Here is a 25,095-nt window from a genome sequence, read left to right as displayed (position 1 = left end):
ACCCGACGGGCGGCCCCGTAGCATGGCGGCACGATCGACCCAGGGGGGATGCATCATGACGGACGCGACACAACCAGACGGCGGGGGCCATGACCCGTGGGCGCCTCCGGAGAGCAAGCCCTCGCTCGAGAAGGGCCAGACGCAGCAGCCGCCGTCCGTCCATGATCAGGCCACGGTCACCTCGATGCCGGGCGCGGGCTTCACCCCGCCCGCGGACACCGGCGCCGTCCCGCCCCCGCCCGTCGCCCCCACCGGTCCCGCAACGACCGGCGGCTACGGCTACCCCGGTTACCCGCAAGGCGGCTACGGGTGGCCCGGCATGCCGCCGGCCCCGCAGAACGGCATGGGCATCGCCGCCATGGTGCTCGGCATCGTCTCCTGCACCCTGTTCTGCCTGTACGGCGTGGTCTCCCTGGTCACCGGCATCCTCGCCGTCGTCTTCGGCATCAAGGGCCGCAAGCGCGCCGACGCGGGCGTGGCCACCAACCACGGTCAGGCCCAGGCCGGTCTGATCATGGGCATCATCGGGATCATCCTCGGCATCGCGGTGATCGTCCTGATCGCCGTCGGCATCACGGCCGCGATCAACAGCGACCGGTCCGACGACGATCCGTACTACGGGGCCCGGGGCCCCGCCGTCACCGCACCGTCCCACCACTGAAACAGCCGCCCCTCGCAACGGACTTGGCCACTACGATGCCCTGGTCTGACAACGAGGGGAGACCGTCCATGTCCAACACCAACCCCACGCCCGGTGGTTTCGGGCCGCCGTCCCAGCCCCCGCAGCAGCCGGCCCCCGGCTACGGCTACCCGCAGCAGTCCGGCCCGGGCTACGGCTACCCGCAGGGCGGCACGGGCTACCCGGCCGCGCCGCCCGCGGGCTACCCGCAGGGCCCCGGGTACGCGATGCCCGCGCAGCCGAACAACGGCATGGGAACCACGGGACTGGTGCTGGGCATCATCGGCGTGGTGTGCAGCGTGACCTTCCTGCTGTGGTTCTTCGGCGTGATCCTGGGCATCCTCGCGATCATCTTCGGCGCGATCGGCCGCGGCAGGGCCACCCGCGGCGAGGCCACCAACAAGGGCGCGGCGACCGCCGGCCTGGTCTGCGGGATCATCGCCACGGTGATCCTGCCGCTGCTGGGTTTCCTGCTCTTCGCCAGCATCATGGGCGGGATGGGCGCGGCTTCCTGAACGAGGACCCGTGGCGAGGGGCTGGTCCGGCGACCGGCCCCTCTCTCATGCCCGGCGCAGCCGCTCCCGCGCCTCCATCAGCGCGAACCCCAGCAGGTTGGGCCCCCGCCACCGCGCCGGATCCGACGCCGCCTCGTCGTCCGCGGCCAGCCCGATGCCCCACACCCGGTCCACGGGACTGGCCTCGACCAGCACCCGGTCACCGGTGCTCAGCAGGAACCCCCGCAGCTCCGGATGCGCGGCGAACTTGTGGACGCTGCCCTCCACGACGATCCGGAACCGCTCGCGCTCCCAGATCTCCTCGTCGAAACCGCGCACCAGCCGCCCGGCCCGCTTGGCCTCGGCGGGATGCGCCGCGGCCAGCACGGCACGCTCCGCCACCGGGTCCTCGAACAGTCTGGCCTTGCCGGCCATCATCCAGTGCTCGGCCGTCGCGTACTCCACGCCGTCCACCGAGAACGGCGCCGGCCACCACTGGCTCAGACAGCTCGCCCCGATCCGGCCGTCCGGTCGCGGCCGGTGCCCCCAGAAGTGCAGATACCTGATCTTCGCGCCGGCCCGGTCCGCCCTGATCAGGGCAGAGCGGGACCCGATCGCCCCCGTGGTCTTCTCCATGCACGCGAGTCTGGCAGGCACCACTGACACAGCGTCCTGCCTTTTCGCGGCTGACTCGACACCTGGTCGACAGATTCCGTCGCGTAACCAAAAATCAACAACGGAATCCCTTGTTGGAGTGGCATACCTCTGTCAGGATCGGCACTCAAATCGAGCCTGAGCCACGCCGGCCCCGTCACGGGGACACGGAGGAGAGCGACATGCACAACCCGGGCAACGCCACCCCGGACCGATTCCCGGCCCAGGAGCGCTTCGCGGAGGGCGCGCAGTTCATCGCGGGCCGTCCGACCAGGGGCACCTCCGGCCGTACGCACGCGGTCGTCGACCCGGCGTCCGGCGAGGAGGTCCTCACCTACGAGCTGGCGGGCACGGCCGACGTGGACCGGGCCGTGGCGGCCGCCCGCGCGGCCTTCCCGGGCTGGGCGGCGACCACCCCCGGCGAGCGTTCCGACGCCCTGCACCGGTTCGCCGCGGTGCTCGCCGACCGGGCCGAGGACTTCGCCCGCGCCGAGTCGCTCCAGTGCGGCAAGCCGCTGAAGCTGTCCCGTGAGTTCGACGTACCGGGCACCATCGACAACACCGCCTTCTTCGCCGGTGCCGCACGGCACTTGCAAGGGCAGTCCGCCGGTGAGTACTCCGGGGACCACACCTCGTACCTCCGGCGCGAGCCCATCGGCGTCGTCGGGTCCATCGCCCCCTGGAACTACCCCCTCCAGATGGCCGCCTGGAAGATCCTCCCGGCGATCGCGGCGGGCAACACGATCGTCCTGAAACCCGCCGAGCTCACCCCGCTGACCTCGCTGCTCTTCGCCCAGGCGGCCACGGACGCCGGGATCCCGGACGGTGTCATCAACATCGTCACCGGCACCGGCAGGGAGGCCGGTGAGCACCTCGTCGGCCACCCCGACGTGGCCATGACCTCCTTCACCGGCTCCACCGCCGTCGGCAAACGCGTCGCGGAGATCGCCACCGCCACCGTCAAGCGGCTCCACCTGGAGCTCGGCGGCAAGGCGCCCTTCGTGGTCTTCGACGACGCCGACCTCGAGGCCGCCGCCCACGGCGCGGTCGCCGGCGCGCTCATCAACACCGGGCAGGACTGCACGGCCGCCACCCGCGCGTACGTGCAGCGGCCGCTCTACGAGGAATTCCTCGCACGGACCGCCGCACTCATGGAGAGCGTCCGGCTCGGCGACCCCTTCGCGGCGGGCACCGACCTCGGGCCGCTGATCTCGCGCGTCCAGCGCGACCGGGTCGCCGGTTTCGTCGACCGGGCGCGTTCCTACGCGCGCGTGGTCACCGGCGGCGAGGCACCGGGAGGCGAGCTCGCCAAGGGCGCCTACTACCGGCCCACGCTCATCGCCGACGCCGCCCAGGACAGCGAGGTCGTCCAGTCGGAGATCTTCGGGCCGGTCCTGGTCGTGCTGCCCTTCAACACCGACGACGAGGGTCTCGCGCTGGCCAACGACACCCCGTACGGCCTCGCCGCCTCCGCCTGGAGCCGGGACGTGTACCGGGCGAACCGGGCCACCCGGGAGATCAAGGCGGGCTGTGTGTGGGTCAACGACCACATCCCGATCATCAGCGAGATGCCGCACGGCGGCTACAAGTCCTCCGGCTTCGGCAAGGACATGTCCGCGTACTCGTTCGAGGAGTACACCCAGATCAAGCACGTCATGTTCGACAACACCGCGGTGGCCGCGAAGGACTGGCACCGCACCGTCTTCGGGGACCGATAGCCGGATCAGGCCGCCCGACCAGCGGCCGCCCACCCTCGAGAAGGGCACCACGCGCATGGAGCAGTACGAGCCCGACCGCCTCTCCGCGGCCCAGGTGGCCGCCATGCGGCGCAGTTTCAACAACGGCAGGGCCGCCCTCACCCGGCGGTCCCTGCTGCGCGCCTCCGCGGGCGGGGCGCTCGCCGCCGGCGGACTCGGGACGCTGAGCGCCTGCGGCATCCCGGCGGCCGGCCGGTCGCAGGGCGGCGTCCCGGCAGAGGACCACTCGGCCGAGGAGAAGACGGTGAACTTCTCCAACTGGACCGAGTACATGGACGTCGACGACAGCGGCAAGCACCACCCGACGCTGGAGCAGTTCACGAAACGCACCGGCGTCAAGGTCAGGTACACCGAGGACATCAACGACAACAACGAGTTCTTCGGCAAGATCAAGCCGCAGCTCGCCGCGGGCCAGGACACCGGCCGCGACCTGATCGTCCTCACCGACTGGCTGGCCGGCCGGCTCATCCGCCTGGGCTGGGCGCAGAAGCTCGACCCGAGCAACCTGCCGCACGCCTACGCCAATCTCTCGGCCCAGTTCCGCAGCCCCGACTGGGACCCGGGCCGCGCCTACTCGTACGTCTGGCAGGGCATCTCCACCGTCATCGCGTACAACAAGAAGGCCCTCGACGGCGTCGAGGTGAAGTCCGTGTCCGACCTGCTGGACAACCCCAGGCTCAAGGGGCGCGTCGGCTTCCTGTCGGAGATGCGCGACAGCGTCGGCATGACGCTGCTCGACATGGGCAAGGACCCGGCGCACTTCACCGCCGACGACTACGACGCCGCCATCGCGCGCCTGCAGAAGGCCGTCGACAAGGGCCAGATCCGCCGCTTCACCGGCAACGACTACACCTCCGACCTGACCAGCGGCGACTTCGCGGCCTGTGTCGCCTGGGCCGGGGACGTCGTCCAGCTGAAGGCGGACAGCCCCGACATCGACTTCCTCATACCGGACAGCGGCTACATGACATCGACCGACAACCTGCTGATCCCCAACAAGGCCCGGCACAAGACGAACGCCGAGCGGCTCATCGACTTCTACTACGAGCCGAAGCCCGCCGCCGAACTCGCCGCGTACATCAACTACGTGTGCCCCGTCGACGGGGTGAAGGCCGAGCTCGCGAAGATCGACGAGGACGCGGCCGACAACCCGCTGATCATTCCCGACAAGGCCATGGCCGCCAAGTCGCACGCCTTCCGCTCGCTGAGCTCGAAGGAAGAGACCGAGTTCGAAGAGAAGTTCGCGAAGCTGACCGGGGCGTGACCACCATGACGAACAAGACAGACCCGTCCGGCGACGTCCGCCTCACGGGCATAGCCAAGACCTACGGCGCCTTCACCGCCGTCCACCCGCTCGACCTGACCGTGCCGCAGGGCTCCTTCTTCGCCCTGCTCGGCGCCTCCGGCTGTGGCAAGACCACCACCCTGCGCATGATCGCCGGGCTGGAGGAGCCCACGCGGGGCACCGTCCACCTCGGCGACCAGGACGTGACCGCGCTCCCGCCGTACAAGCGGCCGGTGAACACGGTCTTCCAGTCCTACGCGCTCTTCCCGCACCTGAACATCTTCGAGAACGTCGCCTTCGGCCTGCGCCGTCGAGGCCTGAAGTCGGTGAAGAAGCAGGTCGAGGAGATGCTCGACCTCGTCCAGCTCGGCGAGCAGGCCCGCAAGAAGCCGCACCAGCTCTCCGGCGGCCAGCAGCAGCGCGTCGCCGTGGCCCGGGCGCTGATCAACCACCCCAAGGTGCTCCTCCTCGACGAGCCGCTCGGCGCCCTCGACCTGAAGCTGCGCCGCCAGATGCAGCTGGAGCTCAAGCGCATCCAGACCGAGGTCGGCATCACCTTCGTCCACGTCACGCACGACCAGGAGGAGGCCATGACCATGGCCGACACGGTCGCCGTGATGAACGCGGGCCGCGTCGAGCAGCTCGGCTCACCGGCTGACCTGTACGAGAACCCGCGCACCACCTTCGTCGCCAACTTCCTCGGCACCTCCAACTTCATCGAGGCGGAGGTCGACTCGAAGAACGGCGACGAGGTCGTGCTGAAGGCGGGTGGCGGCAAGCTCGTCCTGCCCGCATCGCGGTGTTCGGCGCCCGCCGGCACCGGCGGCAGGGTGCTGGTCGGCGTCCGCCCGGAGAAGATCTCCCTCACCCACGCGGACGACGCCGGCGAGATACCGGTGGGCCGCAACCGCATCACCGGGAAGATCGCCGACTCCAGCTTCATCGGCGTCTCCACGCAGTACGTCGTCGACAGCCCGGTCTGCTCCGACTTCGAGGTCTACGCCCAGAACATCGACCGCGACCCCCGCCTGGTGCCCGGCGCCGAGGTCGTCCTGCACTGGAACCCGGCCCACACCTTCGGGCTCGACGCCGCCCAGGACGCCGATGCCGGAGTGGAAGAGGCGGCCTGATGACAACCCTCACCGAGTCGCCACCGCCGCTCGCGCCAGAAGCGCCCGAGCCGAAGCCCCCGAAACGCAGGGGCCGCTGGACGCCGTACTGGCTGCTGCTCCCGGGCATCCTCTGGCTGCTCGTCTTCTTCGCGCTGCCGATGATCTACCAGGCCTCCACGTCCGTGCAGACGGGCTCCTTGGAGGAGGGCTACAAGGTCACCTGGCACTTCGCCACCTACTGGGACGCCCTGTCCGCCTACTGGCCGCAGTTCGTCCGGTCGGTGCTCTACGCGGGCACCGCCACCCTCCTGTGCCTGCTGCTCGGCTACCCGCTGGCGTACCTCATCGCCTTCCGCGCGGGCCGCTGGCGCAACCTGATCATGATCCTGGTGATCGCGCCGTTCTTCACCAGCTTCCTGATCCGCACCCTGGCCTGGAAGACGATCCTCGCGGACGGCGGCCCGGTCGTCGGCGCCCTCGACACGCTGCACGTCCTGGACGTGACCAGCTGGCTGGGCCTGACCGCCGGTGACCGCGTGCTGGCCACCCCGCTGGCGGTCATCTGCGGCCTGACGTACAACTTCCTGCCGTTCATGATCCTGCCGCTCTACACCTCACTCGAGCGCATCGACGGCCGGCTCCACGAAGCGGCGGGGGACCTGTACGCCCGCCCCTGGACGACCTTCCGCAAGGTCACCTTCCCGCTGTCGATGCCGGGTGTCGTCTCCGGCACGCTGCTGACCTTCATCCCCGCGGCCGGCGACTACGTCAACGCCGACCTGCTCGGCTCCACGGACACCCGCATGGTCGGAAACACCATCCAGACCCAGTTCCTCCGAGTGCTCGACTATCCGACGGCAGCGGCACTCTCCTTCATCCTCATGGCGGCCATCCTCCTCATGGTCACCCTCTACATCCGCAGGTCCGGGACGGAGGATCTGGTCTGAATGCCCTTTGTCAACTGGCTCAAGAGAAATCTCGTCGTCATCGCGGGACTGCTGACCCTCGGCTATCTGCTCCTGCCGAACGTCATCGTCACGGTGTTCTCCTTCAACAGACCGAAGGGACGCTTCAACTACGAGTGGCAGCGGTTCTCCCTGGACGCCTGGAAGGACCCGTGCGGCGTCTCCGACCTGTGCGGCTCGCTGTCCGTCAGCCTTCAGATCGCCGTCCTCGCGACCCTCGGCGCGACCGTCCTCGGCACGCTGATCGCCTTCGCGCTGGTCCGCTACCGCTTCCGCGCCCGCGGCGCCGTGAACTCGCTGATCTTCCTGCCGATGGCGATGCCCGAGGTCGTCATGGCCGCCTCGCTGCTCACCCTGTTCCTCAACATGGGCGCTCAGCTCGGCTTCTGGACGATCCTCATCGCGCACATCATGTTCTGCCTGAGTTTCGTGGTCACGGCCGTCAAGGCGCGTGTGATGTCGATGGACCCCAGACTGGAGGAGGCGGCACGGGACCTGTACGCGGGCCCGTTCCAGACCTTCGTCCGGGTCACCCTGCCGATCGCGGCCCCCGGCATCGCGGCGGGCGCGCTGCTCGCCTTCGCCCTGTCCTTCGACGACTTCATCATCACCAATTTCAACGCCGGCTCGACCGTCACCTTCCCCATGTTCGTCTGGGGCTCGGCGCAGCGCGGAACGCCCGTTCAGATCAATGTCATCGGCACGACCATGTTCGTCGTCGCCGTACTGCTCGTCCTGGTCTCCATGGCGGCCGGAAACCGCCGCGGCAGACGGCAGGCATAACCCGTGGGGAGTTGAAATCATGGCCCCGAGCGCCATGAACCAGTGGATCCGTTCGCTCTCCGAGGCCCAGCCGGTCCCGTACTGGCTGGACGACCCCTGCCGGCCCCGTCCCGAACCCGCCCTCACCACCTCCGAGACCTGCGACCTGCTGGTCGTCGGAGGCGGCTACAGCGGACTGTGGACGGCGCTGATCGCCAAGGAACGCGACCCGGGACGGGACGTGGTACTGGTGGAGGGCCGCGAGGTGGGCTGGGCCGCCTCCGGCCGCAACGGCGGCTTCTGCGCCGCCTCCCTCACCCACGGCCTGCCCAACGGCCTCACCCGCTGGCCGGACGAGATCCACAAGCTCCAGGAGCTGGGCGCGCGCAACCTCGACGAGATCGAGGCCGCGGTCGCCCGGCACTCCATCGACTGCGACTTCGAACGCACCGGCGAGATCGACGTCGCCACCGAGCCCTACCAGGCCTGGGAACTGCGTGACTGGCACGAGGAGATGACCCGCCGGGGCCTGGCCGAGGACGTCGAGTACCTGGACGCCGAGCAGGTACGGGAACAGGTGAACTCACCCACCTTCCAGGCCGGCCTGTGGGACCGCAGGGGCGTCGCCATGCTGCATCCCGCCAAGCTCGCCTGGGGCCTGAAGCGGGCGGCGCGGGAACTGGGCGTGCGGGTCTACGAGCACACCCCCGCCCTGTCCCTGAAGCCGTACGGCGCGGGCATGGCCGTACGCACCCCCTACGGCCGGATCCGCGCCCGCCGGGTCGCCCTCGGCACGAACATCTTCCCCAGCCTGGTCAGACGGGTCCGCCCGTACACCGTCCCGGTCTACGACTACGCCCTGATGACCGAGCCGCTCACCGCCGACCAGCTGGCGTCCGTCGGCTGGAAGAACCGCCAGGGCCTCGGCGACAGCGCCAACCAGTTCCACTACTTCCGCCTGTCCGCCGACAACCGCGTCCTGTGGGGCGGCTATGACGCGATCTACCCCTACGGCGGCCGCGTCCGCGCCGAGTACGACGACCGGCCCGAGACCTACGCCAAGCTCGCCGGGCACTTCTTCACCTGCTTCCCGCAGCTGGAGGGCGTCCGCTTCTCCCACGCCTGGGGCGGCGCCATCGACACCTGCTCCCGCTTCTCGGCGTTCTTCGGCACCGCCCACCAGGGCAGGGTGACCTACGCGGCCGGGTACACCGGGCTCGGGGTCGGCGCCACCCGCTTCGGTGCCGACGTGATGCTGGACCTGCTGTCCGGTGAGCGCACGGAGCGGACGGAACTGCAGATGGTCCGCAGGAAGCCCCTGCCCTTCCCGCCCGAACCCTTCGCCTGGACCGGCATCGCGCTGACCAAGTGGTCCCTGGCCCGGGCGGACGCCCAGGCCGGACGCCGCAATCTGTGGCTGCGCACCATGGACCGGCTGGGACTGGGCTTCGACAGCTGAATCGGCAGGTTGCGAGCCCGTTCACCCCAACGGGATCCCCGGACCCGCGTAATGGCCGCGGGAGATCCTCTTCTCCCTCGTGACGCACCGGCGTCCACGAGAGAGAAGAAGGGGGCTTCGCCATGACAGGGGAGAACACGGCGATCGAGTGGCTCGCATCCGCCGCGCCCGATCCCGAGGCCTGCCGCCGGGAGTGGGAGCGCAACCCGCTGGGGGTCACGCTGCTGCCGGCCGGGAGCGGCTGGGACGTGCTCATCCTGCCCGGCGGACTGGGCTACGCCACGCTCGACGTGCTCACCCGCTTCCTCGGCCGGCCGGGCCCCGTGCTCGTCGACTTCGGCGACGCGCGCATGGGTTTCTTCGTGCCGCCGGGCACCGCGGCCCGCTGGCTGGGCACGGGCATCCGCGCGGCGGGCGCCGGCACCTGGATCGTCGTGCCGTATCCCGGCCGTACCTCACCCGGCGGCGTCCGCTGGCTGGTGCCCCCGGACGGCTCGGGCACGCTGACGGACCCGGCCCTGCTGGAACTGGCGATGCACGAGGCGGCGGTGGGGCCGGCCCCGGACAGGCCCTGAGTGTGGCCAGGGTCGCTACGCCAGGTGTGGGGTCATCGGCGAACCGCCTGGGCTCGACCGTGCCGCTACCCCGGTGGTGCCGGGGCCGTCGTCCGCCTGAGGAGCAGCCACAGGGAGGACAGCAGCACCGCGCACAGACACCAGCTGGCCACTACGTCCAGCGGCCAGTGGTAGCCGCGCCGGACCAGCCCGAAGCTCGTGCCCAGTACGAGGACGGCGCAGCCGGTGACCAGGGCGCGGCGGGCCAGGGCCGTACGGAGGAGGGAGAGCAGGAGCAGGGTCGCGCAGCCGTAGGCGACGGCGGCCGTGGCGGTGTGGCCCGAGGGGTAGTAGCCGTTGCCGGGCGGCACGGCCGGGGTTCCCGGACGGTCCGTGAGGTCCTTGAGCGGGATGATCAGGGCGGGGACCAGGGCGATGAGGACGGTCGCGGCGGCGACGGGCAGCCACCAGCGGGCCGTGTGCCGGGTCCGCAGCGCGACCTGTCCGAGGGCGGCGGCGAGGACCGGGACCGCGACCTGGACGTTGCCGAGATCGGCGAGGAGTTCCGAGAAGCGGTCGGGCTCGATCAGGACGCGGCTGAGGCGCTCGTCGGCCGCCACGAGCGGGCCGTCCACGACCACCTGCCAGGTGATCAGGGCGAAGAGGAGGGCCGGGAGGCCGACCAGGAGGGCCACAGGGCGCGGGTGCGTGGGGGACGCGGGTGCTGCTCTCGCGTCCTGCTCGGTGGAGCCGGCGAGATCCTGGTTCCCGGGGTTCGGCATGGGACACAGCTTGGCACGGGCGCAAAGGTGACCTGTGGCGCGACGGCCTGCCCGGTGCGGTGGTCCGAAGAGAGGGAATCCGAAGAGGGAAGAGGGAGGCCGGCCGCCCCGGAACAGGGGGGGTGGTTCCGAGGCGGCCGAAGGGACCGGAACGTCGCGCGCCCCGGGGGGTTTGGGGCGGGCGACCGTCCGATCGGTGAGGAGATCCAGAGCCTGAAGGCTCCGGTGTGCGCGAGGGCACGACCAGGTCGAAGCTGGGGAGGCCCCGGCCTGATGTCACCCACAGTCCCCTGTGGGCGGGGTGTATCTCTCATCTGGGTAGAACCTACGGCAGGGGGAGGGGCCGAGGACAGGCCGCGGGACCCCCTGTCATCCACCTCGCACACCTTCTTCACACGCTCTGCGCTCGCACGCGGCGGCGGCCTCAGACGCGCGCGAATCCCTGCTCGATGATGTCGAGGCCCTCGTTCAGCAGGTCCTCGCCGATCACCAGCGGGGGCAGGAAGCGGAGCACGTTGCCGTAGGTGCCACAGGTCAGGACCAGCAGGCCCTCGGCGTGGCAGGCCTTGGCGAGCGCGGCGGTCGCCTCCGGGTTCGGCTCCTTGGTGCCGCGGTCCTTGACCAGCTCGATGGCGATCATCGCGCCGCGCCCGCGGACGTCGCCGATGATGTCGAACTTGTCCTGCATGGCGGTCAGACGCGCCTTCATGACGGCCTCGATGTTCTTGGCCCTGGCGTTGAGGTCGAGCTCCTTCATGGTCTCGATCGCGCCCAGGGCACCCGCGCAGGCGACCGGGTTGCCGCCGTAGGTGCCGCCCAGGCCGCCGGCGTGCGCGGCGTCCATGATCTCGGCCCGCCCGGTGACGGCGGCGAGCGGCAGACCGCCGGCGATGCCCTTGGCGGTCGTGATCAGGTCGGGGACGATGCCCTCGTCCTCACAGGCGAACCACTGGCCCGTACGGCAGAAGCCGGACTGGATCTCGTCGGCGACGAAGACGATGCCGTGCTCGGAGGCGAACTCGCGGATCGCCGGCAGGAAGCCCTTGGCCGGTTCGATGAAACCGCCCTCGCCGAGCACCGGCTCGATGATGACCGCGGCGACGTTCTCCGCGCCGACCTGCTTGCTGATCTGGTCGATGGCCTGCGCGGCGGCCTCCGGACCCGCGTTCTCCGCGCCGGTCGGCCAGCGGTAGCCGTACGCCACCGGCACGCGGTACACCTCGGGCGCGAACGGACCGAAGCCGTGCTTGTACGGCATGTTCTTCGCGGTCAGCGCCATCGTCAGGTTGGTGCGCCCGTGGTAGCCGTGGTCGAACACCACGACGGCCTGCCGCTTCGTGTACGCCCGCGCGATCTTCACGGCGTTCTCGACGGCCTCGGCGCCCGAGTTGAACAGCGCGCTCTTCTTGGCGTGGTCACCCGGGGTCAGCTCGGCGAGCGCCTCGGCGACCTCGACGTAACCCTCGTACGGGGTGACCATGAAGCAGGTGTGGGTGAAGTCGGCCAGCTGCGCCGTCGCCCGCCGGACGACGGCCTCGGCGGAGGCCCCGACGGAGGTCACGGCGATGCCCGACCCGAAGTCGATGAGCCGGTTGCCGTCGACGTCCTCGATGATCCCGCCACCCGCACGAGCCGTGAACACCGGCAGCACGGACCCCACACCCCGGGCGACCGCGGCGGTACGGCGGGCCTGCAGCTCCTGCGACTTCGGACCGGGGATGGCGGTGACGACGCGACGCTCCTGCGGAAGTGCGGTCATGCGGGGCTCCTGGGGTGGTGCGGATGGTGACGAACGAACGCCTGGCTTCTTTTCTCGCAGGCTAGGGCGGGGAAAGGGGGGTGGGCATGCTCCATGTGGGCGTTGTCGGCGAGGCGCCTTGTCCGGGGTGGACATGGCGGCCTCGTGGGGCTGCTGCCCACAGACCCGGCCGTGTAAGCGGTGAACTCCCCAGGGGAGGGCGTTAGATTGGCTCGCTGATGGTGGACGGAGCGGCTGGTCAGGGGGCAAGGGCGATGGACAGCGACGGGACGCAGGAGGCCAGGGGCGCGCACGCGCATCCCGTGCCGCGTCCGGCGGGGCCGCCGGAGGTGCCCGCGATGCCCCCCGGGCCTCCCCGGGTGCCGGTGGCGCCGCCGCCGGACGGGTCGGCCTTCCTCGCCTGGCTGCGCGCGCCGCGCCCCGACGCGGCGCCGGGCGTGTGGCGGTTCGAGCACCGGCCGCGGCCCGCGGAGGAGCCCGAGGAGATCCCCACCCGGCAGCTGCTGAGCGGGGCACTGATCGCCTTCCTGGTGGGATGGCTGATCTGGTCGCTGCTGCAGAACGGGTACCTCGGCAACTGGTGGTGGGTGCCGTTCGACCTGATCGTCCCGGACGCCTGGCGCGGTGGCGACAGCGATCTCGGCGAGACCGGCACCTTCATGGTGTACCGGGGATACGAGGTGCTCGTCGCCCTGGCCATCATGGTCGGGGTGGCCCGGCTCGGCCGCTGGGGCGAGGTGTGGCACCGCTTCGTCACCCCCCGCTTCCGGCGGGCGGAGTCCCAGGCGGCGCAGCCGGACGCGCAGGACGACCCGGCCCAGTGGAACGAGCTCCGCGCCGCCGGAGCCGTCGACGCCGCCGAGCGGCTCGCCGTCGAGGCGCGCGCCGGACTGATGCGGGACGTCGACCACGCCCGGATCCTGCGCGCCTGGCAGGGTGTGCGCACCGGACGGCACAGCCTCGCCACCTTCAGCGGTGCCGTGCTCAAGGACGGAGCCGCCGCCTGCCTCCACCCCTCGGGAGAGCGCGACCTGCCGGCCCGGCTCGCCCGGCGCGACCTGCTCACCGGCCAGGTGCGGCTCGGGACCACCGTGGACGACGCCCGCAACCCGTACGCCTACCGCGGCGCGGGGCTCGCCCTCGGCCCCGACCTGCTCGGCACCTCGCTCGTCGCCGTCGGCCCCGCCGGCTCCGGCAAGACCGGCACCGTCGTCCGGCCCGTCGCCGAGTCCCTCTGTCTGCACGCCCTGGCCGGACGGGCCGCCGTGGTCGTCGTCGGGGGCGCCGGGGCGGGGCTCGGGCCGGCCGACGCGTACGACGTCGTCGTGCGGATCGGGAACCAGGAGTCCGAGTACGACCTCGATCTGTACGGCGGGACCACCGACCCGGACGAGGCCGCGGCCGTGCTCGCCGAGGCGCTCGTCGGGGATCTCGCCGATCCGCACCCGGGAAGCGACAGCAGGCGTTCGACGACCGTCCTGGCCCAGCTGCTCGGACCGTTCCGGGCCGTGCACGGGCGTTTTCCGTCCGTACCGGAGCTGCGGCAGCTGCTCGACGGGGCGCCGGAGCCGTTCGCCGCCCTGCGGCAGGGGCTGCGCGACGCCGGGCAGGAGTCGCTGCTGCGGGAACTCGACGCCCGGGAGCGGCAGATGGGGCAGCCCGGCGATGTCGCAGGGGTGCTCGCGGACCGGGTGGCGTTGCTGGACCGGCCCGCCTTCGCCTCCTTCTTCGACACCTCCGGGACCACCCGGCCCTTCACTCTCAAGGCCCTCGACCACCCCGTGCGGGTGCGGATCGACCTGCCCGAGCGCGGGCACGCCGACGCCTCCCGGATGCTGGCGCGGCTGGTGTTGGCCCAGTTCACGGCGAGTGTCGCGGTGCGTGAGGACCGGTCCCTGTTCGCCTGCCTGGTGCTCGACGACGCGACCGGGGTGGTGACGCCCGAGGCCGTCCGCGGCATCCAGCGGCTGCGGTCCGGCAACGCCGGTGTCGTGCTGACCCTGCGGACACTGGACGACGTCGCCCGGCCGCTGCGCGGTCCGCTGCTCGGCGCCACCGGCTGCCGGATGGCCCTGTCGGGGCTCACCCCGTGGGACGGGCAGGACTTCGCCGAGGTGTGGGGCAAGGAGTGGACCGAGGCTCGCGACGTCACCGACCGGCAGATCATCGCGGAGACACCCGCGGGCAAGGCCGTGCACATGCTGCGCCGCGTGATCACCGGCAAGGACGCGACCGCGCGGGCGGTGACCGTGCGGCAGGTCGAGCGGGAGCGGTGGTCCGCCTCCGAGCTGGCCCACGGGGTGCCGGCCGGGCACGCCGTGCTGTCGCTGACCGATGTGACGGGCGAGCACGCGCCGCCGCTGCTGGTGGACCTGCGGGGCTGACGGATTCCGGCCGGTGCGGGTTCGCGGGGACCGTACGGTGAGGCAGAATCGTTACAGGTCGTTCATACGTGGCGGCCAAATGAACACAAAGATCACACGGCTTCACACGGCATCACCCAGCCCTGACGCAGACATGAAGGCCTCATGCCCCCGACGCTCGCCTCGCTCGTCCACCACTCCGCGCTGAAACTGACCGTGCGGGCGGGCGAAGACCGCCTCGACGTCCCGGTCCGCTGGGCGCACGTCAGCGAGCTCGCCGATCCCGTCCCCTACATGGAGGGCGGGGAACTCCTGCTGGTCACCGCCCTCAAACTGGACGCCGAGGACCCGGAGGCCATGCGCCGCTACGTCCGCCGGCTGGTCGGGGCGGGTGTGGTCGGTCTCGGCTTCGCCGTCGGCCTCAACTACGAGGAGATCCCCAAGGCGCTCGTCGACGCGGCCGAGGAGGAGGGCCTGCCGCTGCTGGAGGTGCCGCGCCGCACCCCCTTCCTGGCCATAAGCAAGGCCGTGTCCGCCGCGATCGCCGCCGACCAGTACCGGGCCGTCACGGCGGGGTTCGCCGCGCAGCGCGAGCTGACCAGGCAGGCGCAGACCGGCGGGCCGGAAGGGCTGCTGGCCGCGCTGGCCGCGCAGGTCGACGGATGGGCCGCGCTGTACGACGCCTCCGGCGCGGTCGTCGCCGCGGCACCGGAGTGGGCGGGGCGGCGGGCCGCGCGGCTCACCGGCGACGTACAGCGGCTGCGGGACCGGCCCGCGCCCGCCTCGTCCGTGGTCGGCGGGCCGGAGAACGAGGACCGGGTGGAGCTGCACACCGTCGGCACCGGCCGGCGCCCCCGGGCGGCCCTCGCCGTGGGCACCGCCGCCGCCCCCGGGACCGCCGAGCGCTACGCGGTCCACTCGGCCATCGCGCTGCTGACCCTGACCACGGAACGCTCCCGGTCCCTCCAGGCGGCCGAGCAGCGGGTCGGCGCGGCGGTGCTGCGCATGCTGCTGGCCGGAGAGCCGGACCACGCGCGCGCGGTCGCCGGTGACCTGTACGGCGGGCTGCTGGACGCGCCGTACAGGATGCTGGTCGCGGAGCGGGTGCCGGTGTCGGCGTCGGCCGCGCTGGCCCGTGCCGAAGCCCGGCCGGGCGCCCCGGCCGTCGACCGGCCGACGGCCGCCGCGCTGGCCGCGGCCGACATCGGCGGGGACCCGCTCGCGGCGCTCGCCGATGTCATGGAGTCCGCCGCGGCCCGGGCCGGTGAGGCCGTCCTCGTGGTGCCGGAGGGGGAGCGGCTGGTGGTGCTGGCCTCCGACGGCGGTGCCGCCGCGGCGGCCTGCGGGGAGTACGCGGCCGCCCTGGAGACGGCCCGGGCGGGCGCGCGCGAGAAGGTGCCGGGTGGTGAGGAGAACGAACTGGTCGTGGGCCTGTCGGCACCGGCCGGGCCCATCGCCGCGTCAGCCGCATACAAGCAGGCCGAGCAGGCGCTGTCGGTGGCGCGGCGGCGCGGGCGCGTCCTCGTGGAGCACGAGCAGATGGCGGCCGGATCGGTGCTGCCGCTGCTGGCGGACGACGCGGTACGGGCGTTCGCCGACGGAATGCTGCGGCCGCTGTACGAGCACGACGCCACGGGCCGCGGCGACCTCGTCGCCTCCCTGCGGGCCTGGCTGTCCCGGCACGGCCAGTGGGACGCGGCCGCGGCCGATCTCGGCGTGCACCGCCACACGCTCCGCTACCGCATGCGGCGCGTCGAGGAGATCCTCGGCCGGTCCCTGGACGACGCCGACGCGCGGATGGAACTCTGGCTGGCCCTCAAGGCGACCAGTCCCGAGTAGACAAAATGTAGTGTCCCCGCCCCTTGTTGCTACGCCCTGGACAAACGACCTTCGGCCATACCGCGCCTACCGTTGACCGCGTAGCACACGATCACCCCCAACGCCGAAGGGCCGGAACGAACATGACCTCCACCCACGCCTTCTGGCTCGCCGGCCGCCAGGCCACCGGCGAGGACACCTTCGACGTCACCTCCCCCTGGGACGGGCGGCTCGTCGGCCGGGTGAGCGTGCCGACGGACGCGCAGGTCGAGGAGGCCGTGGCCGCCGCGTACGCCGTGCGGGACGAGTTCGCCGCGACGCCGGCGCACGTCCGGGCCGCCGCCCTGGACCACGTGAGCAAGCGCCTCGCCGAGCGCACCGAGGAGATCGCGCGGCTGATCTCCGCCGAGAACGGCAAGCCCATGAAGTGGGCGCGCGGCGAGGTCGGCCGGGCCGTCTCCGTCTTCCGGTTCGCGGCCGAGGAGGCCCGGCGGTTCAACGGCGGCGAGGCCCAGCGCCTCGACACCGACCTCGGCGGCCAGGGACGGCTCGCCCTCACCCGCCGCTTCCCGAAGGGCGTCGTCCTCGGTATCGCGCCGTTCAACTTCCCGCTGAACCTCTGCGCCCACAAGGTCGCCCCGGCCATCGCCGCCGGTGCCCCGATCATCCTGAAGCCGGCCCCGGCGACCCCGCTGTCCGGCCTGATCATCGGCGACCTGCTGGCCGAGACCGAGCTGCCCGCGGGTTCCTGGAGCATCCTGCCGGTCGCCAACGACAGGATGCCCGCCCTCGTGCGGGACGAGCGACTGCCCGTCATCTCCTTCACCGGCTCCGAGAAGGTCGGCTACGCGATCATGGACTCGGTGCCGCGCAAGCACTGCACCCTGGAGCTGGGCGGCAACGGCGCGGCCGTCGTCCTCGCCGACTGGTCGAGCGACGAGGACCTGGACCGGGCGGCGAACCGCATCGCCACCTTCTCCAACTACCAGGGCGGCCAGTCCTGCATCTCCGTCCAGCGGGTCATCGCCGACACCTCCGTGTACGACCGTCTGCTGCCGCGCATCGTCGCCGCCGTCGAGGCCCAGGTCACCGGAGACCCGGGCGACGACGCCACCGACGTCGGCCCGCTGGTCAGCGAGGAGGCCGCCCAGCGCGTCGAGACCTGGGTCCAGGAGGCGGTCGACGCCGGTGCCCGGCTGCTCACCGGCGGCAAGCGCGACGGCGCCTCGTACGCGCCGACCGTCCTGACTGATGTGCCGGCCGACGTCACCCTCTCCTGCGAGGAGGTCTTCGGGCCGGTCCTCACCGTGCAGAAGGCGGACGGCGAGGCCGAGGCCTTCGCCGCCGTCAACGACTCCAAGTACGGCCTCCAGGCGGGCGTGTTCACCCACGACCTGCAGACCGCCTTCCGGGCCCACCGGGCGCTCGAGGTCGGCGGCGTGGTCGTCGGCGACGTGCCGTCCTACCGCGCCGACCAGATGCCCTACGGCGGCGTCAAGCAGTCCGGTGTGGGCCGCGAGGGCGTGCGGTTCGCGATGGAGGACTACACCTACGAGCGCGTGCTGGTCCTCACGGGCCTCGCCCTCTAGTACATGGGAACCATTTTCATGTAGGGTCTGACGAAGAGGCCCGGCACCGATGCCTTCCGGTGCCGGGCCTCTTCTGTGCGCCGGCCTGCTCCGGACCCTCAACCGGAGAAGCCGACGTGCGCGAGCCGCAGGGGGCCGCGCAGCCTGAGACGCACGTCGTGCACGCCCGAGGCGACGACGGGCGCGCTGATCGAGGTGTAGTCGTACGGTCCGGACGTGGGCGCGGCGGGCGACAGCACCGCGAGAGCCGGTCCGCCGTCGAGGGACAGCTCGACCGAGCCCTCGCCGGCCACCTCCACCGTCACGCCGGTGACGCCGTGCCCGAAGTCGCAGCGGCGGTAGAGCAGTTCGCCCCGGTTCCCGTCCGCCGGCGTCACCGCGTCGCCCCACTCCTTCGTGCGGTCGACGATCTCGATGCCGCTCTGCTCGTCGAAGCGGGCCGAGGTAAGGCCGCCCGCGACGACCGGGCGCGCCACGGCGGGCTCACCGTCGAGCGTGACGGTCGTGCGCAGCCGGACGTCCTCGCAGGAGGCACCGGCCAGCAGCTCATACCCGCCCGGCTCCACCCGCCACCGGTCCTGGGCCACGTCCCAGAACGCGAAGGCGCGCAGCGGAACCTCGAAGCTCAGGCCGGCCGTCGCGCCCGGGGCGAGGGTGACGCGGCGGTGGGCCAGCAGCTCGCGGCGCGGACGGGGCACGGACGGGTCGACGGCCCGGGTGTAGAGCTGGGCGACCTCGTCGGCGGTGACATCGCCGGTGTTGGTGACGGAGAAGGAGACGTGCAGCGTGTCCTCCTCCGCCCGGGCCGTCAGGTCGCCGTACGAGAACGACGCGTACGACAGGCCGTGCCCGAAGGGGAACAGGGGCGTGCCCTCGAAGTAGAGGTAGGTCTGGCGGCTGCCGATCACGTCGTAGTCGAGAAGGCCGGGCAGGTCGGCGTCGTCGGCGTACCAGGTCTGCGGGAGCCGCCCGGCGGGGGAGACGTCGCCGGCCAGCACCCGGGCCAGGGCGGTGCCGGCGGCCTGGCCGCCGTGCGCGGTCCACAGCACGGCCGGGAGGCCGGCCGGGTCGAACGCGTACGGGTAGGCGCAGACCAGCGTCAGCACGGTGGCCGGATTGGCCGCCCGGGCCGCCCGCAGCAGCCGCTCCTGGTGCTCCGGCAGCCGCAGCGTCGTACGGTCCTCGGTCTCGCGGCCGTTGATGTGCGGGTCGTTGCCCGCGACCACCACGACCACGTCGGCCGCGGCGGCGGCCCGCGCCACCGCCTGCTCGCCACGCTCGGCGACGACCAGTTCGAACACCTCGGGATCCTCGTCGGCAACCTTCACGCCGTCGGCGGAGACACACACATGGCGACCCGTTCCCAGGTGCTTCAGGAGGTGCCCGTCCCCGTGCGGTTCCAGGCGGAAGGTCTCCTGGACGACCCAGCCGCCCGGCTGGTCGACGGAAGCGCGGACGCGGCCGTCGTCGGCGACCGACAGATAGCGGCCGTCGGGTGCGCGCAGGGTCAGCACGCCCTCACCCCAGTCGACCAGCGCCAGCTCGGTGCCGGCCACGTCGGTGGTGACCGGTGGCAGGTCGGTGCGGCCCGCGAGCAGCGCCGGGTCGAGCGCGCCCTCGGCGCCGCGCACCCGCCCGCCGGCGTCCCCGGCCGCCGGCACATGGAGGAAGTCGCCCCCGGAGGTCTTCAGGCGGACCCGGTCCACGCCCTCCGCGAACTCCACCCGCTCCGTGCCGAACCGCTCGTACAGGCCCTCCAACGGCGTCGAGCGGTGGATGAGGGTGCCGCTGTACCAGTCGAGCTTGCACTCGTCGGCGAGCAGCCCCACCACCGCGACCCGGGTGTCCGGGGCGAGCGGCAGCACCCCGTCGTTCTTCAGCAGCACCACCGCCTGCTCGGCGGCCTCCTGTGCCAGGGCCCGGTGCGCGGGGGTGTCGAACTCGCCGGTGGCGCCGTGCGGGTCGTACTCCGGGTCGAACTCGCCGAGCCGGAAGCGGACCGACAGCTGACGCCGGACGGCCGTGTCCAGGTCCTCCTCCTTCAGCAGGCCCCGGTCCAGGGCGCCGCGCAGGCGCCCGGTGATCCGCGTGGAGTCCGTGCCGTGGTCGGTGAAGCTGTCGACGCCCGCCCTGAGCGCGGCCGCGGTGGCCTCCTCATGGGTGCCGAAGTAGTGCTCGCAGTCGACCAGGTTGCTCGGCGCGCCTGCGTCCGAGCAGACGAGCAGCTCCTCCTCGGTCCAGGCCCGCAAGTGCTCGCGCAGGTGCGGCGAGACGTGGTTGGGGCGGCCGTTGACCAGGTTGTACGCGGGCATCACCCCGGCCACCGCTCCCGCCTCGACCGTCTCGCGGAAGGCCCTCAGGTCGTACTCGTGCAGCACCCGCGGACGCACCGAGCTCGACGTCGTCGACCGGTCCGTCTCGTTGTTGTGGGCGAGCCAGTGCTTCAGCACGGGCGCGGTGCGCCAGTAGACCGGGTGGTCGCCGCGCAGGCCGCGGGTGTAGGCGGTGGCGATCGCCGAGGTGAGCTTCGGGTCCTCGGAGTAGCCCTCCTCGTTGCGGCCCCACAGGGGGTGGCGCAACAGGTTGACCGTCGGCGCCCAGACGTTGAGGCCGACGCGGTCGTCCCGGGAGCGCATCGCCCGGATCTCCTTGGACACCGCCTCGCCGACCCGCCGCACGAGGTCGGGGTTCCACGTCGCTCCGAGGCCGACGGCCTGCGGGAACACCGTCGCGGGGCCCATCCAGGCGACGCCGTGCAGCGCCTCCTGGCCGGTACGGAACGCGGCGATCGCGAGCCGTTCGACGGCGGGCACGAACTGGTGCAGGAAGGAGATCTTCTCGTCGAGGGTGAGCCGCCCCAGCACGTCGTCGACGCGCCTCGCGAACGGCAGCTGCGGATCGCGGAACGGTTCGGTGGGTGGCGTGTGTGCGGTCACGTGGGGATCCCTTGCGGTGGATCGGCTGCCATGGATCGGCGAGGTGCTTTCGAAGCGCTTCGATGCTGATTCGGCACCCGGCCGGGTGTCAAGACACCGACGCCCTTACTTCAGGCGGTGCATACGGAAAGGTCCCTCCTCGCGCCGGGGGAGAAGTTTGGGGACGACCCTTGTGCACCCTGTGGCGTTCACTTAACCTCACAGCAACATCGAAGCGCTTCGACTACGGAAGTCCCGGTACGGGTCGAAGGTTCGCTTCCGCTCAGCCAGTTCCACTCGAGACACCGCGGCCGACGGCTCTGCGCCGGGTGTCCTGGTGCGCCATGAAGGGTTGACGCAATGACGCCGAACGCCGCTTCCTCCGGACCGAGCCGGAGATCGTTCCTCGCCTCCACGGCGGTCGCCACCGCGGCGGTGGCCGGCGGAGTGCCGCTGCTCTCCGCCTGCGGCGGGTCGGACGGCGGGTCGCGCGACGGCACCACCTCGGGCAAGGACGCCAAGAAGATCCTGCCGGCGTTCGTGGCCCGCACCATCGTGAAGCCGGACATCCCGTCCAAGAACGGTTCGGCCATCGGCTTCACCGGCAAGCTGGACCTCGCCACCCTCAAGACCTCGGTCGCCAAGAAGCTCGGCAAGGGCGGCAAGGTCACCATCATGTCGCCGTTCTGGGGCTCGCCGCCGAAGCAGAACAACGCCTACTACCGGGCGATGAACGACCTGATCGGCGTCGACGTCGTCTGGCAGAACCAGGACGGCAACACCTACGACCAGAAGCTCGGCGCGGTCCTCGCCTCCAGCGACGTCCCCGACGTGGTGGTGGTCCCCGGGTGGAACATGGGCGGCAAGATACCCAGCGCCATCATCAGCAAGTTCGCCGATCTCGGTCCCTACCTGTCCGGGGACAGGGTCAAGGAGTACCCGAACCTCGCGGCGATCCCGACCGACGCCTGGCAGCGCTCCATCTTCGGCGGCAAGCTGCGCGGCCTGCCGATGCCGCAGCCGTCCGCCCCCTCCATGGTGCCTCTGTACCGGCAGGACATCTTCGAGAAGGAGGGCTACGAAGTCCCCAAGTCCTGCGACGAGTTCATGTCCCTGGCGAAGGAGATCACCAACGCCAGGGCCAAGCGGTGGGCCTGCCTGGACATGAAGTGGACCGCCTTCCAGGCCTTCGGTGTGCTCTCGGGATCGGAGAAGCCGCTCGGCTGGAACCTCGTCGACGGAAAGCTCGTCAACCGCGTCGAGACCGAGGAGTTCCTCGAGGCGCTGGAGTGGTCCCGCAAGCTCTTCGCCGCCGGGGTCGTCCACCCCGACTCCAAGATGGGCAAGAACGCCCCCGAACCGGGCCCCAAGTTCGCGGCGGGCGAGTTCCTGATCTACCCCAACAACATCTCCCAGTGGTGGGGCCGCACCGCTGAACAGGCCACTCAGAACCCGGACTTCAAGATCTGGGGCATGGACATCTGGGGCCACGACGGCGGCAGCCCCACCCTGTGGGCCGAACAGCCCGCCGGCATCTTCGCCTTCGTCAACAAGAAGGCCTCCGAGTCGGTCATCCGCGACGTGCTGGCCGTCGCCAACGTCACCGCGGCGCCGTACGGCACCAAGGAGTTCATGATGACCAACTACGGCGTCGAAGGCACCCACTACACCGTCAAGGACGGCGTCCCCGTCAAGACCGACCAGGGCAACATCGAGGTGATGAACGCCTACCCCATGGTCGCGAGCCCCGCCGCGACCCTCGCGCACCCCGACTTCCCCGAGGTCGCCAAGGGGCAGGTCGAGTGGCAGCAGCGCATGGGCGCCTTCGCCAGGCGGTCCTCCTTCTGGGGCATGCAGATCACCGAGCCCGCCCGGTACACCAATCTCTCCAACGACTTCGAGCAGCTCGAGGACGACATCGTCCGCGGCCGCAAGAAGATCAGCGACATGCAGCAGGCCGTCGCCGACTGGAAGAGCAAGGGCGGCGACAAGCTGCGCGACTGGTACCAGAAGCTTCTCGACGAGAACGGCTCGGCGGCGAGCTGACCAGGCTCTGAGGCAAGGAGAACAGCCGTGTCGCACAGCACGGTGCCTCGGAGCAGCACCGAGGCCGAAACGCCCGAGAAGACCCCGACGGCGTCCGGGGACGCCACCGGATTCCGGGAGAAGCCGCCTGCGGGAAAGCTGAGCCTCCGGCACAGATTCCGACGCGATCGCGTCCTGGTCCTCATGACACTGCCGGCCGTCCTGCTGGTGCTGGTCTTCAACTACCTGCCCATCCTCGGCAACGTCGTCGCCTTCCAGGACTACGACCCCTACATCAGCGACAACGGCATCGTCTCCATCCTGAACAGCCCCTTCGTGGGCCTGGAGAACTTCCAGCGGATCTTCGAGGACTCGGCCTTCTGGAACGCCGTCGAGAACACGCTGGTGCTGTTCTTCGTCCAGCTCCTGCTGTTCTTCCCGATCCCGATCCTGCTCGCGCTGCTCATCAACAGCGTGGTCCGGCCCCGCGTGCGGGCCGTCGCGCAGGCGGTGCTCTACCTGCCGCACTTCTTCTCGTGGGTGCTGGTCATCGCCGTCTTCCAGCAGATGTTCGGCGGGGCCGGGATGCTCTCCCAACTGCTGCGGCAGAACGGGTACGACGGCATCGACATCATGACCAACCCGGACACCTTCCCCTTCCTGCTCACCGCGCAGAGCGTGTGGAAGGACGCCGGGTGGGGGATCATCGTCTTCCTCGCCGCCCTTGCCTCGGTCAGCCCGGACCTGTACGAGGCCGCCGCGATGGACGGCGCCGGACGCCGGCGCCGCATGTGGCACGTGACGCTGCCCGCCCTGCGCCCGGTGATCGCGCTCCTGCTCGTGCTGCGCGTCGGCGACGCCCTGACGGTCGGGTTCGAGCAGATCCTGCTGCAACGCGACGCCGTCGGACCGGGCGCGGGAGAGGTCCTCGACACCTTCGTGTGGTGGAACGGCGTGCGCAACCAGGACTTCGGCTACGCGGCCGCCGCCGGTCTCATCAAGGGCGTGGTCAGCATCGGCCTGGTTCTCGCCGCGAACAAGGTGGCCCATCTCATGGGCGAGCAGGGGGTGTACAAGAAGTGACCGTCGTCATCGGGAAACCGGCGGACGAGCCGCGCCCGTGGGCTGCCCCGCCCCGCCCCGCGTGGGAGGAGGAGCCCTCCCGGGCCGGCCTCGCGGGCAAGGCCATCGCCCTGACCCTCGCCTGCCTGGCGATCCTCATCCCGTTGTGGATCGTGGTCGTCACCAGCCTCTCCTCGCGGAAGACCATCGACGAGGTGGGCGGCCTGGTGCTGGTGCCGAAGGGCATCACCTTCATCGCGTACCGGGAACTGCTCAGCGGCGGCCAGGTCACCCGCGCCGCGATCATCAGCATCCTCGTCACCCTGGTCGGCACGCTGTTCTCCATGGCGGTGTCCGTCCTGTGTGCCTACGGCCTCTCCCGCAGCGGGTCCCTCGGCCACCGGTGGATCCTGATGACGCTGCTGGCGACCATGTTCTTCAGCGCCGGCCTCATCCCCACCTACCTGCTCGTGCAGTCCCTCGGCCTGACGGACAGCTATCTCGCGCTGATCCTGCCGAGCGCGATCAGCGTCTTCAACATCCTGGTGCTGCGGGGCTTCTTCATGGAGATCTCGCAGGAACTCATCGACAGCGCGCGCATCGACGGTGCCGGGGACCTCCGGATCCTCTGGCAGATCGTCATGCCGCTGTCACGGGCGGTCCTCGCGGTGATCACGCTGTTCTACGCCGTCGGGTACTGGAGCGCCTGGTTCAACGCCTCGCTCTACCTGAACGACCAGGACATGATGCCGTTGCAGAACGTCATGATCCAGCTCGTGCAGAAGCAGGAAGCGCCGGTGGGGCTGGGCCAGGACATCAAGACCGGGCAGCTGTCGGGACTGGCGGTCCAGATGGCGGTCATGGTGATGGCGCTGCTGCCGGTCGCCGTGCTGTCGCCGTTCGTCCAGAAGCACTTCAAGAAGGGCATGCTCACGGGGGCCGTCAAGGGCTGACCGTAGGGCTGTCCGTCGTCGGTCGGCCGCGGCTTCGTTGTGGTTGCTCGCGCAGTTCCCCGCGCCCCCAGGTGCCCTCAACTTCCCCCATTCGCGACAAGCGAGGTA

Annotated in this window: 19 protein-coding genes and 1 pseudogene; 15 read left to right on the top strand and 5 right to left on the bottom strand. The window is 71.1% G+C overall.

Annotated features, from left to right (window positions below):
- Positions 1–55 precede the first annotated feature (55 nt).
- Positions 56–661, top strand: coding sequence for a DUF4190 domain-containing protein (locus IE212_RS32880; protein WP_190201651.1), 606 nt, complete (start codon positions 56–58; stop codon positions 659–661).
- Between the two features lie 68 nt (positions 662–729).
- Positions 730–1,194 (top strand): DUF4190 domain-containing protein, encoded by a 465-nt coding sequence (locus IE212_RS32875; RefSeq protein ID WP_190201650.1) that lies wholly within the window; start codon positions 730–732, stop codon positions 1,192–1,194.
- A gap of 45 nt (positions 1,195–1,239) precedes the next feature.
- Here IE212_RS32875 and ybiA read toward each other — a convergent pair whose 3' ends face one another.
- Complete coding sequence (gene ybiA, locus IE212_RS32870; protein WP_190201649.1) at positions 1,240–1,809, bottom strand: riboflavin biosynthesis intermediates N-glycosidase; 570 nt, start codon at positions 1,807–1,809, stop codon at positions 1,240–1,242.
- A gap of 200 nt (positions 1,810–2,009) precedes the next feature.
- Between ybiA and IE212_RS32865 the strand changes: the two genes are divergently transcribed.
- From IE212_RS32865 to IE212_RS32835, 7 genes are all read left to right on the top strand, one after another.
- The gene (locus IE212_RS32865) at positions 2,010–3,545 is read left to right on the top strand and encodes a gamma-aminobutyraldehyde dehydrogenase (RefSeq protein WP_190201648.1); all 1,536 of its coding nucleotides are present in this window, start codon (positions 2,010–2,012) and stop codon (positions 3,543–3,545) included.
- 55 nt (positions 3,546–3,600) lie between these two features.
- On the top strand, positions 3,601–4,848 hold the full coding sequence (locus tag IE212_RS32860) for a polyamine ABC transporter substrate-binding protein (protein WP_190201647.1): 1,248 nt from the start codon (positions 3,601–3,603) through the stop codon (positions 4,846–4,848).
- 5 nt (positions 4,849–4,853) lie between these two features.
- Positions 4,854–5,999, top strand: coding sequence for an ABC transporter ATP-binding protein (locus tag IE212_RS32855; RefSeq protein WP_190201646.1), 1,146 nt, complete (start codon positions 4,854–4,856; stop codon positions 5,997–5,999).
- Positions 5,999–6,928 carry an ABC transporter permease gene (locus IE212_RS32850; protein WP_190201645.1) on the top strand — a complete coding sequence of 310 codons (930 nt, stop codon included), beginning with the start codon at positions 5,999–6,001 and terminating at the stop codon, positions 6,926–6,928. The genes IE212_RS32855 and IE212_RS32850 overlap by 1 nt, the downstream gene beginning before the upstream one ends.
- Complete coding sequence (locus tag IE212_RS32845) at positions 6,929–7,729, top strand: ABC transporter permease (protein ID WP_190201644.1); 801 nt, start codon at positions 6,929–6,931, stop codon at positions 7,727–7,729.
- A 19-nt stretch (positions 7,730–7,748) separates the two neighbouring features.
- A complete protein-coding gene (locus IE212_RS32840; protein WP_190201643.1) occupies positions 7,749–9,167 on the top strand; it encodes an NAD(P)/FAD-dependent oxidoreductase in 1,419 nt (472 codons plus the stop codon).
- 122 nt (positions 9,168–9,289) lie between these two features.
- Positions 9,290–9,742 carry a bifunctional DNA primase/polymerase gene (locus tag IE212_RS32835; RefSeq protein ID WP_190201642.1) on the top strand — a complete coding sequence of 151 codons (453 nt, stop codon included), beginning with the start codon at positions 9,290–9,292 and terminating at the stop codon, positions 9,740–9,742.
- A gap of 65 nt (positions 9,743–9,807) precedes the next feature.
- Here IE212_RS32835 and IE212_RS32830 read toward each other — a convergent pair whose 3' ends face one another.
- The 3 genes and pseudogenes from IE212_RS32830 to gabT form a co-directional block, all read right to left on the bottom strand.
- Positions 9,808–10,503: a phosphatase PAP2 family protein gene (locus IE212_RS32830; protein WP_190201641.1), complete on the bottom strand. Its 696-nt coding sequence runs from the start codon at positions 10,501–10,503 to the stop codon at positions 9,808–9,810.
- Between the two features lie 91 nt (positions 10,504–10,594).
- Positions 10,595–10,817: pseudogene (locus IE212_RS35705) on the bottom strand (phosphatase PAP2 family protein); the annotation flags it as partial.
- A gap of 110 nt (positions 10,818–10,927) precedes the next feature.
- Positions 10,928–12,262: a 4-aminobutyrate--2-oxoglutarate transaminase gene (gabT, locus tag IE212_RS32825; protein ID WP_190201640.1), complete on the bottom strand. Its 1,335-nt coding sequence runs from the start codon at positions 12,260–12,262 to the stop codon at positions 10,928–10,930.
- Positions 12,263–12,516: 254 nt separating this feature from the next.
- Between gabT and IE212_RS32820 the strand changes: the two genes are divergently transcribed.
- The 3 genes from IE212_RS32820 (at position 12,517) to IE212_RS32810 (ending at position 18,032) form a co-directional block, all read left to right on the top strand.
- On the top strand, positions 12,517–14,646 hold the full coding sequence (locus IE212_RS32820) for an ATP-binding protein (protein ID WP_190201639.1): 2,130 nt from the start codon (positions 12,517–12,519) through the stop codon (positions 14,644–14,646).
- A 144-nt stretch (positions 14,647–14,790) separates the two neighbouring features.
- Positions 14,791–16,464 (top strand): PucR family transcriptional regulator, encoded by a 1,674-nt coding sequence (locus IE212_RS32815; protein WP_190201638.1) that lies wholly within the window; start codon positions 14,791–14,793, stop codon positions 16,462–16,464.
- 122 nt (positions 16,465–16,586) lie between these two features.
- A complete protein-coding gene (locus IE212_RS32810; protein ID WP_190201637.1) occupies positions 16,587–18,032 on the top strand; it encodes an aldehyde dehydrogenase family protein in 1,446 nt (481 codons plus the stop codon).
- A gap of 98 nt (positions 18,033–18,130) precedes the next feature.
- On the opposite strand, the gene IE212_RS32805 is transcribed toward IE212_RS32810, so the two are convergent.
- Positions 18,131–20,968, bottom strand: coding sequence for a glycoside hydrolase family 3 C-terminal domain-containing protein (locus IE212_RS32805; protein WP_190201636.1), 2,838 nt, complete (start codon positions 20,966–20,968; stop codon positions 18,131–18,133).
- A 339-nt stretch (positions 20,969–21,307) separates the two neighbouring features.
- Here IE212_RS32805 and IE212_RS32800 point away from each other — a divergent pair, with 339 nt between their 5' ends.
- Genes IE212_RS32800 through IE212_RS32790 form a run of 3 tightly spaced genes read left to right on the top strand, consistent with a single transcriptional unit; the run spans position 21,308 to position 24,987 of the window.
- Positions 21,308–22,993 (top strand): extracellular solute-binding protein, encoded by a 1,686-nt coding sequence (locus IE212_RS32800; protein ID WP_190201635.1) that lies wholly within the window; start codon positions 21,308–21,310, stop codon positions 22,991–22,993.
- Positions 22,994–23,020: 27 nt separating this feature from the next.
- Positions 23,021–24,055 carry an ABC transporter permease gene (locus IE212_RS32795; RefSeq protein ID WP_190201634.1) on the top strand — a complete coding sequence of 345 codons (1,035 nt, stop codon included), beginning with the start codon at positions 23,021–23,023 and terminating at the stop codon, positions 24,053–24,055.
- Positions 24,052–24,987, top strand: coding sequence for a carbohydrate ABC transporter permease (locus IE212_RS32790; protein WP_190201633.1), 936 nt, complete (start codon positions 24,052–24,054; stop codon positions 24,985–24,987). Before IE212_RS32795 ends, IE212_RS32790 begins: the two co-directional genes overlap by 4 nt.
- Positions 24,988–25,095: the final 108 nt, after the last annotated feature.

It is taken from the genome of Streptomyces djakartensis (assembly GCF_014651075.1).
Classification (GTDB): domain Bacteria; phylum Actinomycetota; class Actinomycetes; order Streptomycetales; family Streptomycetaceae; genus Streptomyces; species Streptomyces djakartensis.
Note: the sequence above shows the minus strand (reverse complement) of the source record. Positions and strands in the feature narration are given on the sequence as shown.

Excerpts from the sequence above, each read along its gene's own strand:
- IE212_RS32815 (WP_190201638.1), top strand. The coding sequence starts at position 14,791 with ATGCCCCCGACGCTCGCCTCGCTCGTCCACCACTCCGCGCTGAAACTG.
- IE212_RS32810 (WP_190201637.1), top strand. The coding sequence starts at position 16,587 with ATGACCTCCACCCACGCCTTCTGGCTCGCCGGCCGCCAGGCCACCGGC.
- IE212_RS32845 (WP_190201644.1), top strand. The coding sequence starts at position 6,929 with ATGCCCTTTGTCAACTGGCTCAAGAGAAATCTCGTCGTCATCGCGGGA.
- IE212_RS32865 (WP_190201648.1), top strand. The coding sequence starts at position 2,010 with ATGCACAACCCGGGCAACGCCACCCCGGACCGATTCCCGGCCCAGGAG.
- gabT (WP_190201640.1), bottom strand. The coding sequence starts at position 12,262 with ATGACCGCACTTCCGCAGGAGCGTCGCGTCGTCACCGCCATCCCCGGT.
- IE212_RS32860 (WP_190201647.1), top strand. The coding sequence starts at position 3,601 with ATGGAGCAGTACGAGCCCGACCGCCTCTCCGCGGCCCAGGTGGCCGCC.
- IE212_RS32820 (WP_190201639.1), top strand. The coding sequence starts at position 12,517 with ATGGACAGCGACGGGACGCAGGAGGCCAGGGGCGCGCACGCGCATCCC.
- IE212_RS32875 (WP_190201650.1), top strand. The coding sequence starts at position 730 with ATGTCCAACACCAACCCCACGCCCGGTGGTTTCGGGCCGCCGTCCCAG.
- IE212_RS32880 (WP_190201651.1), top strand. The coding sequence starts at position 56 with ATGACGGACGCGACACAACCAGACGGCGGGGGCCATGACCCGTGGGCG.
- IE212_RS32800 (WP_190201635.1), top strand. The coding sequence starts at position 21,308 with ATGACGCCGAACGCCGCTTCCTCCGGACCGAGCCGGAGATCGTTCCTC.
- IE212_RS32840 (WP_190201643.1), top strand. The coding sequence starts at position 7,749 with ATGGCCCCGAGCGCCATGAACCAGTGGATCCGTTCGCTCTCCGAGGCC.
- IE212_RS32850 (WP_190201645.1), top strand. The coding sequence starts at position 5,999 with ATGACAACCCTCACCGAGTCGCCACCGCCGCTCGCGCCAGAAGCGCCC.
- ybiA (WP_190201649.1), bottom strand. The coding sequence starts at position 1,809 with ATGGAGAAGACCACGGGGGCGATCGGGTCCCGCTCTGCCCTGATCAGG.
- IE212_RS32855 (WP_190201646.1), top strand. The coding sequence starts at position 4,854 with ATGACGAACAAGACAGACCCGTCCGGCGACGTCCGCCTCACGGGCATA.
- IE212_RS32830 (WP_190201641.1), bottom strand. The coding sequence starts at position 10,503 with ATGCCGAACCCCGGGAACCAGGATCTCGCCGGCTCCACCGAGCAGGAC.
- IE212_RS32835 (WP_190201642.1), top strand. The coding sequence starts at position 9,290 with ATGACAGGGGAGAACACGGCGATCGAGTGGCTCGCATCCGCCGCGCCC.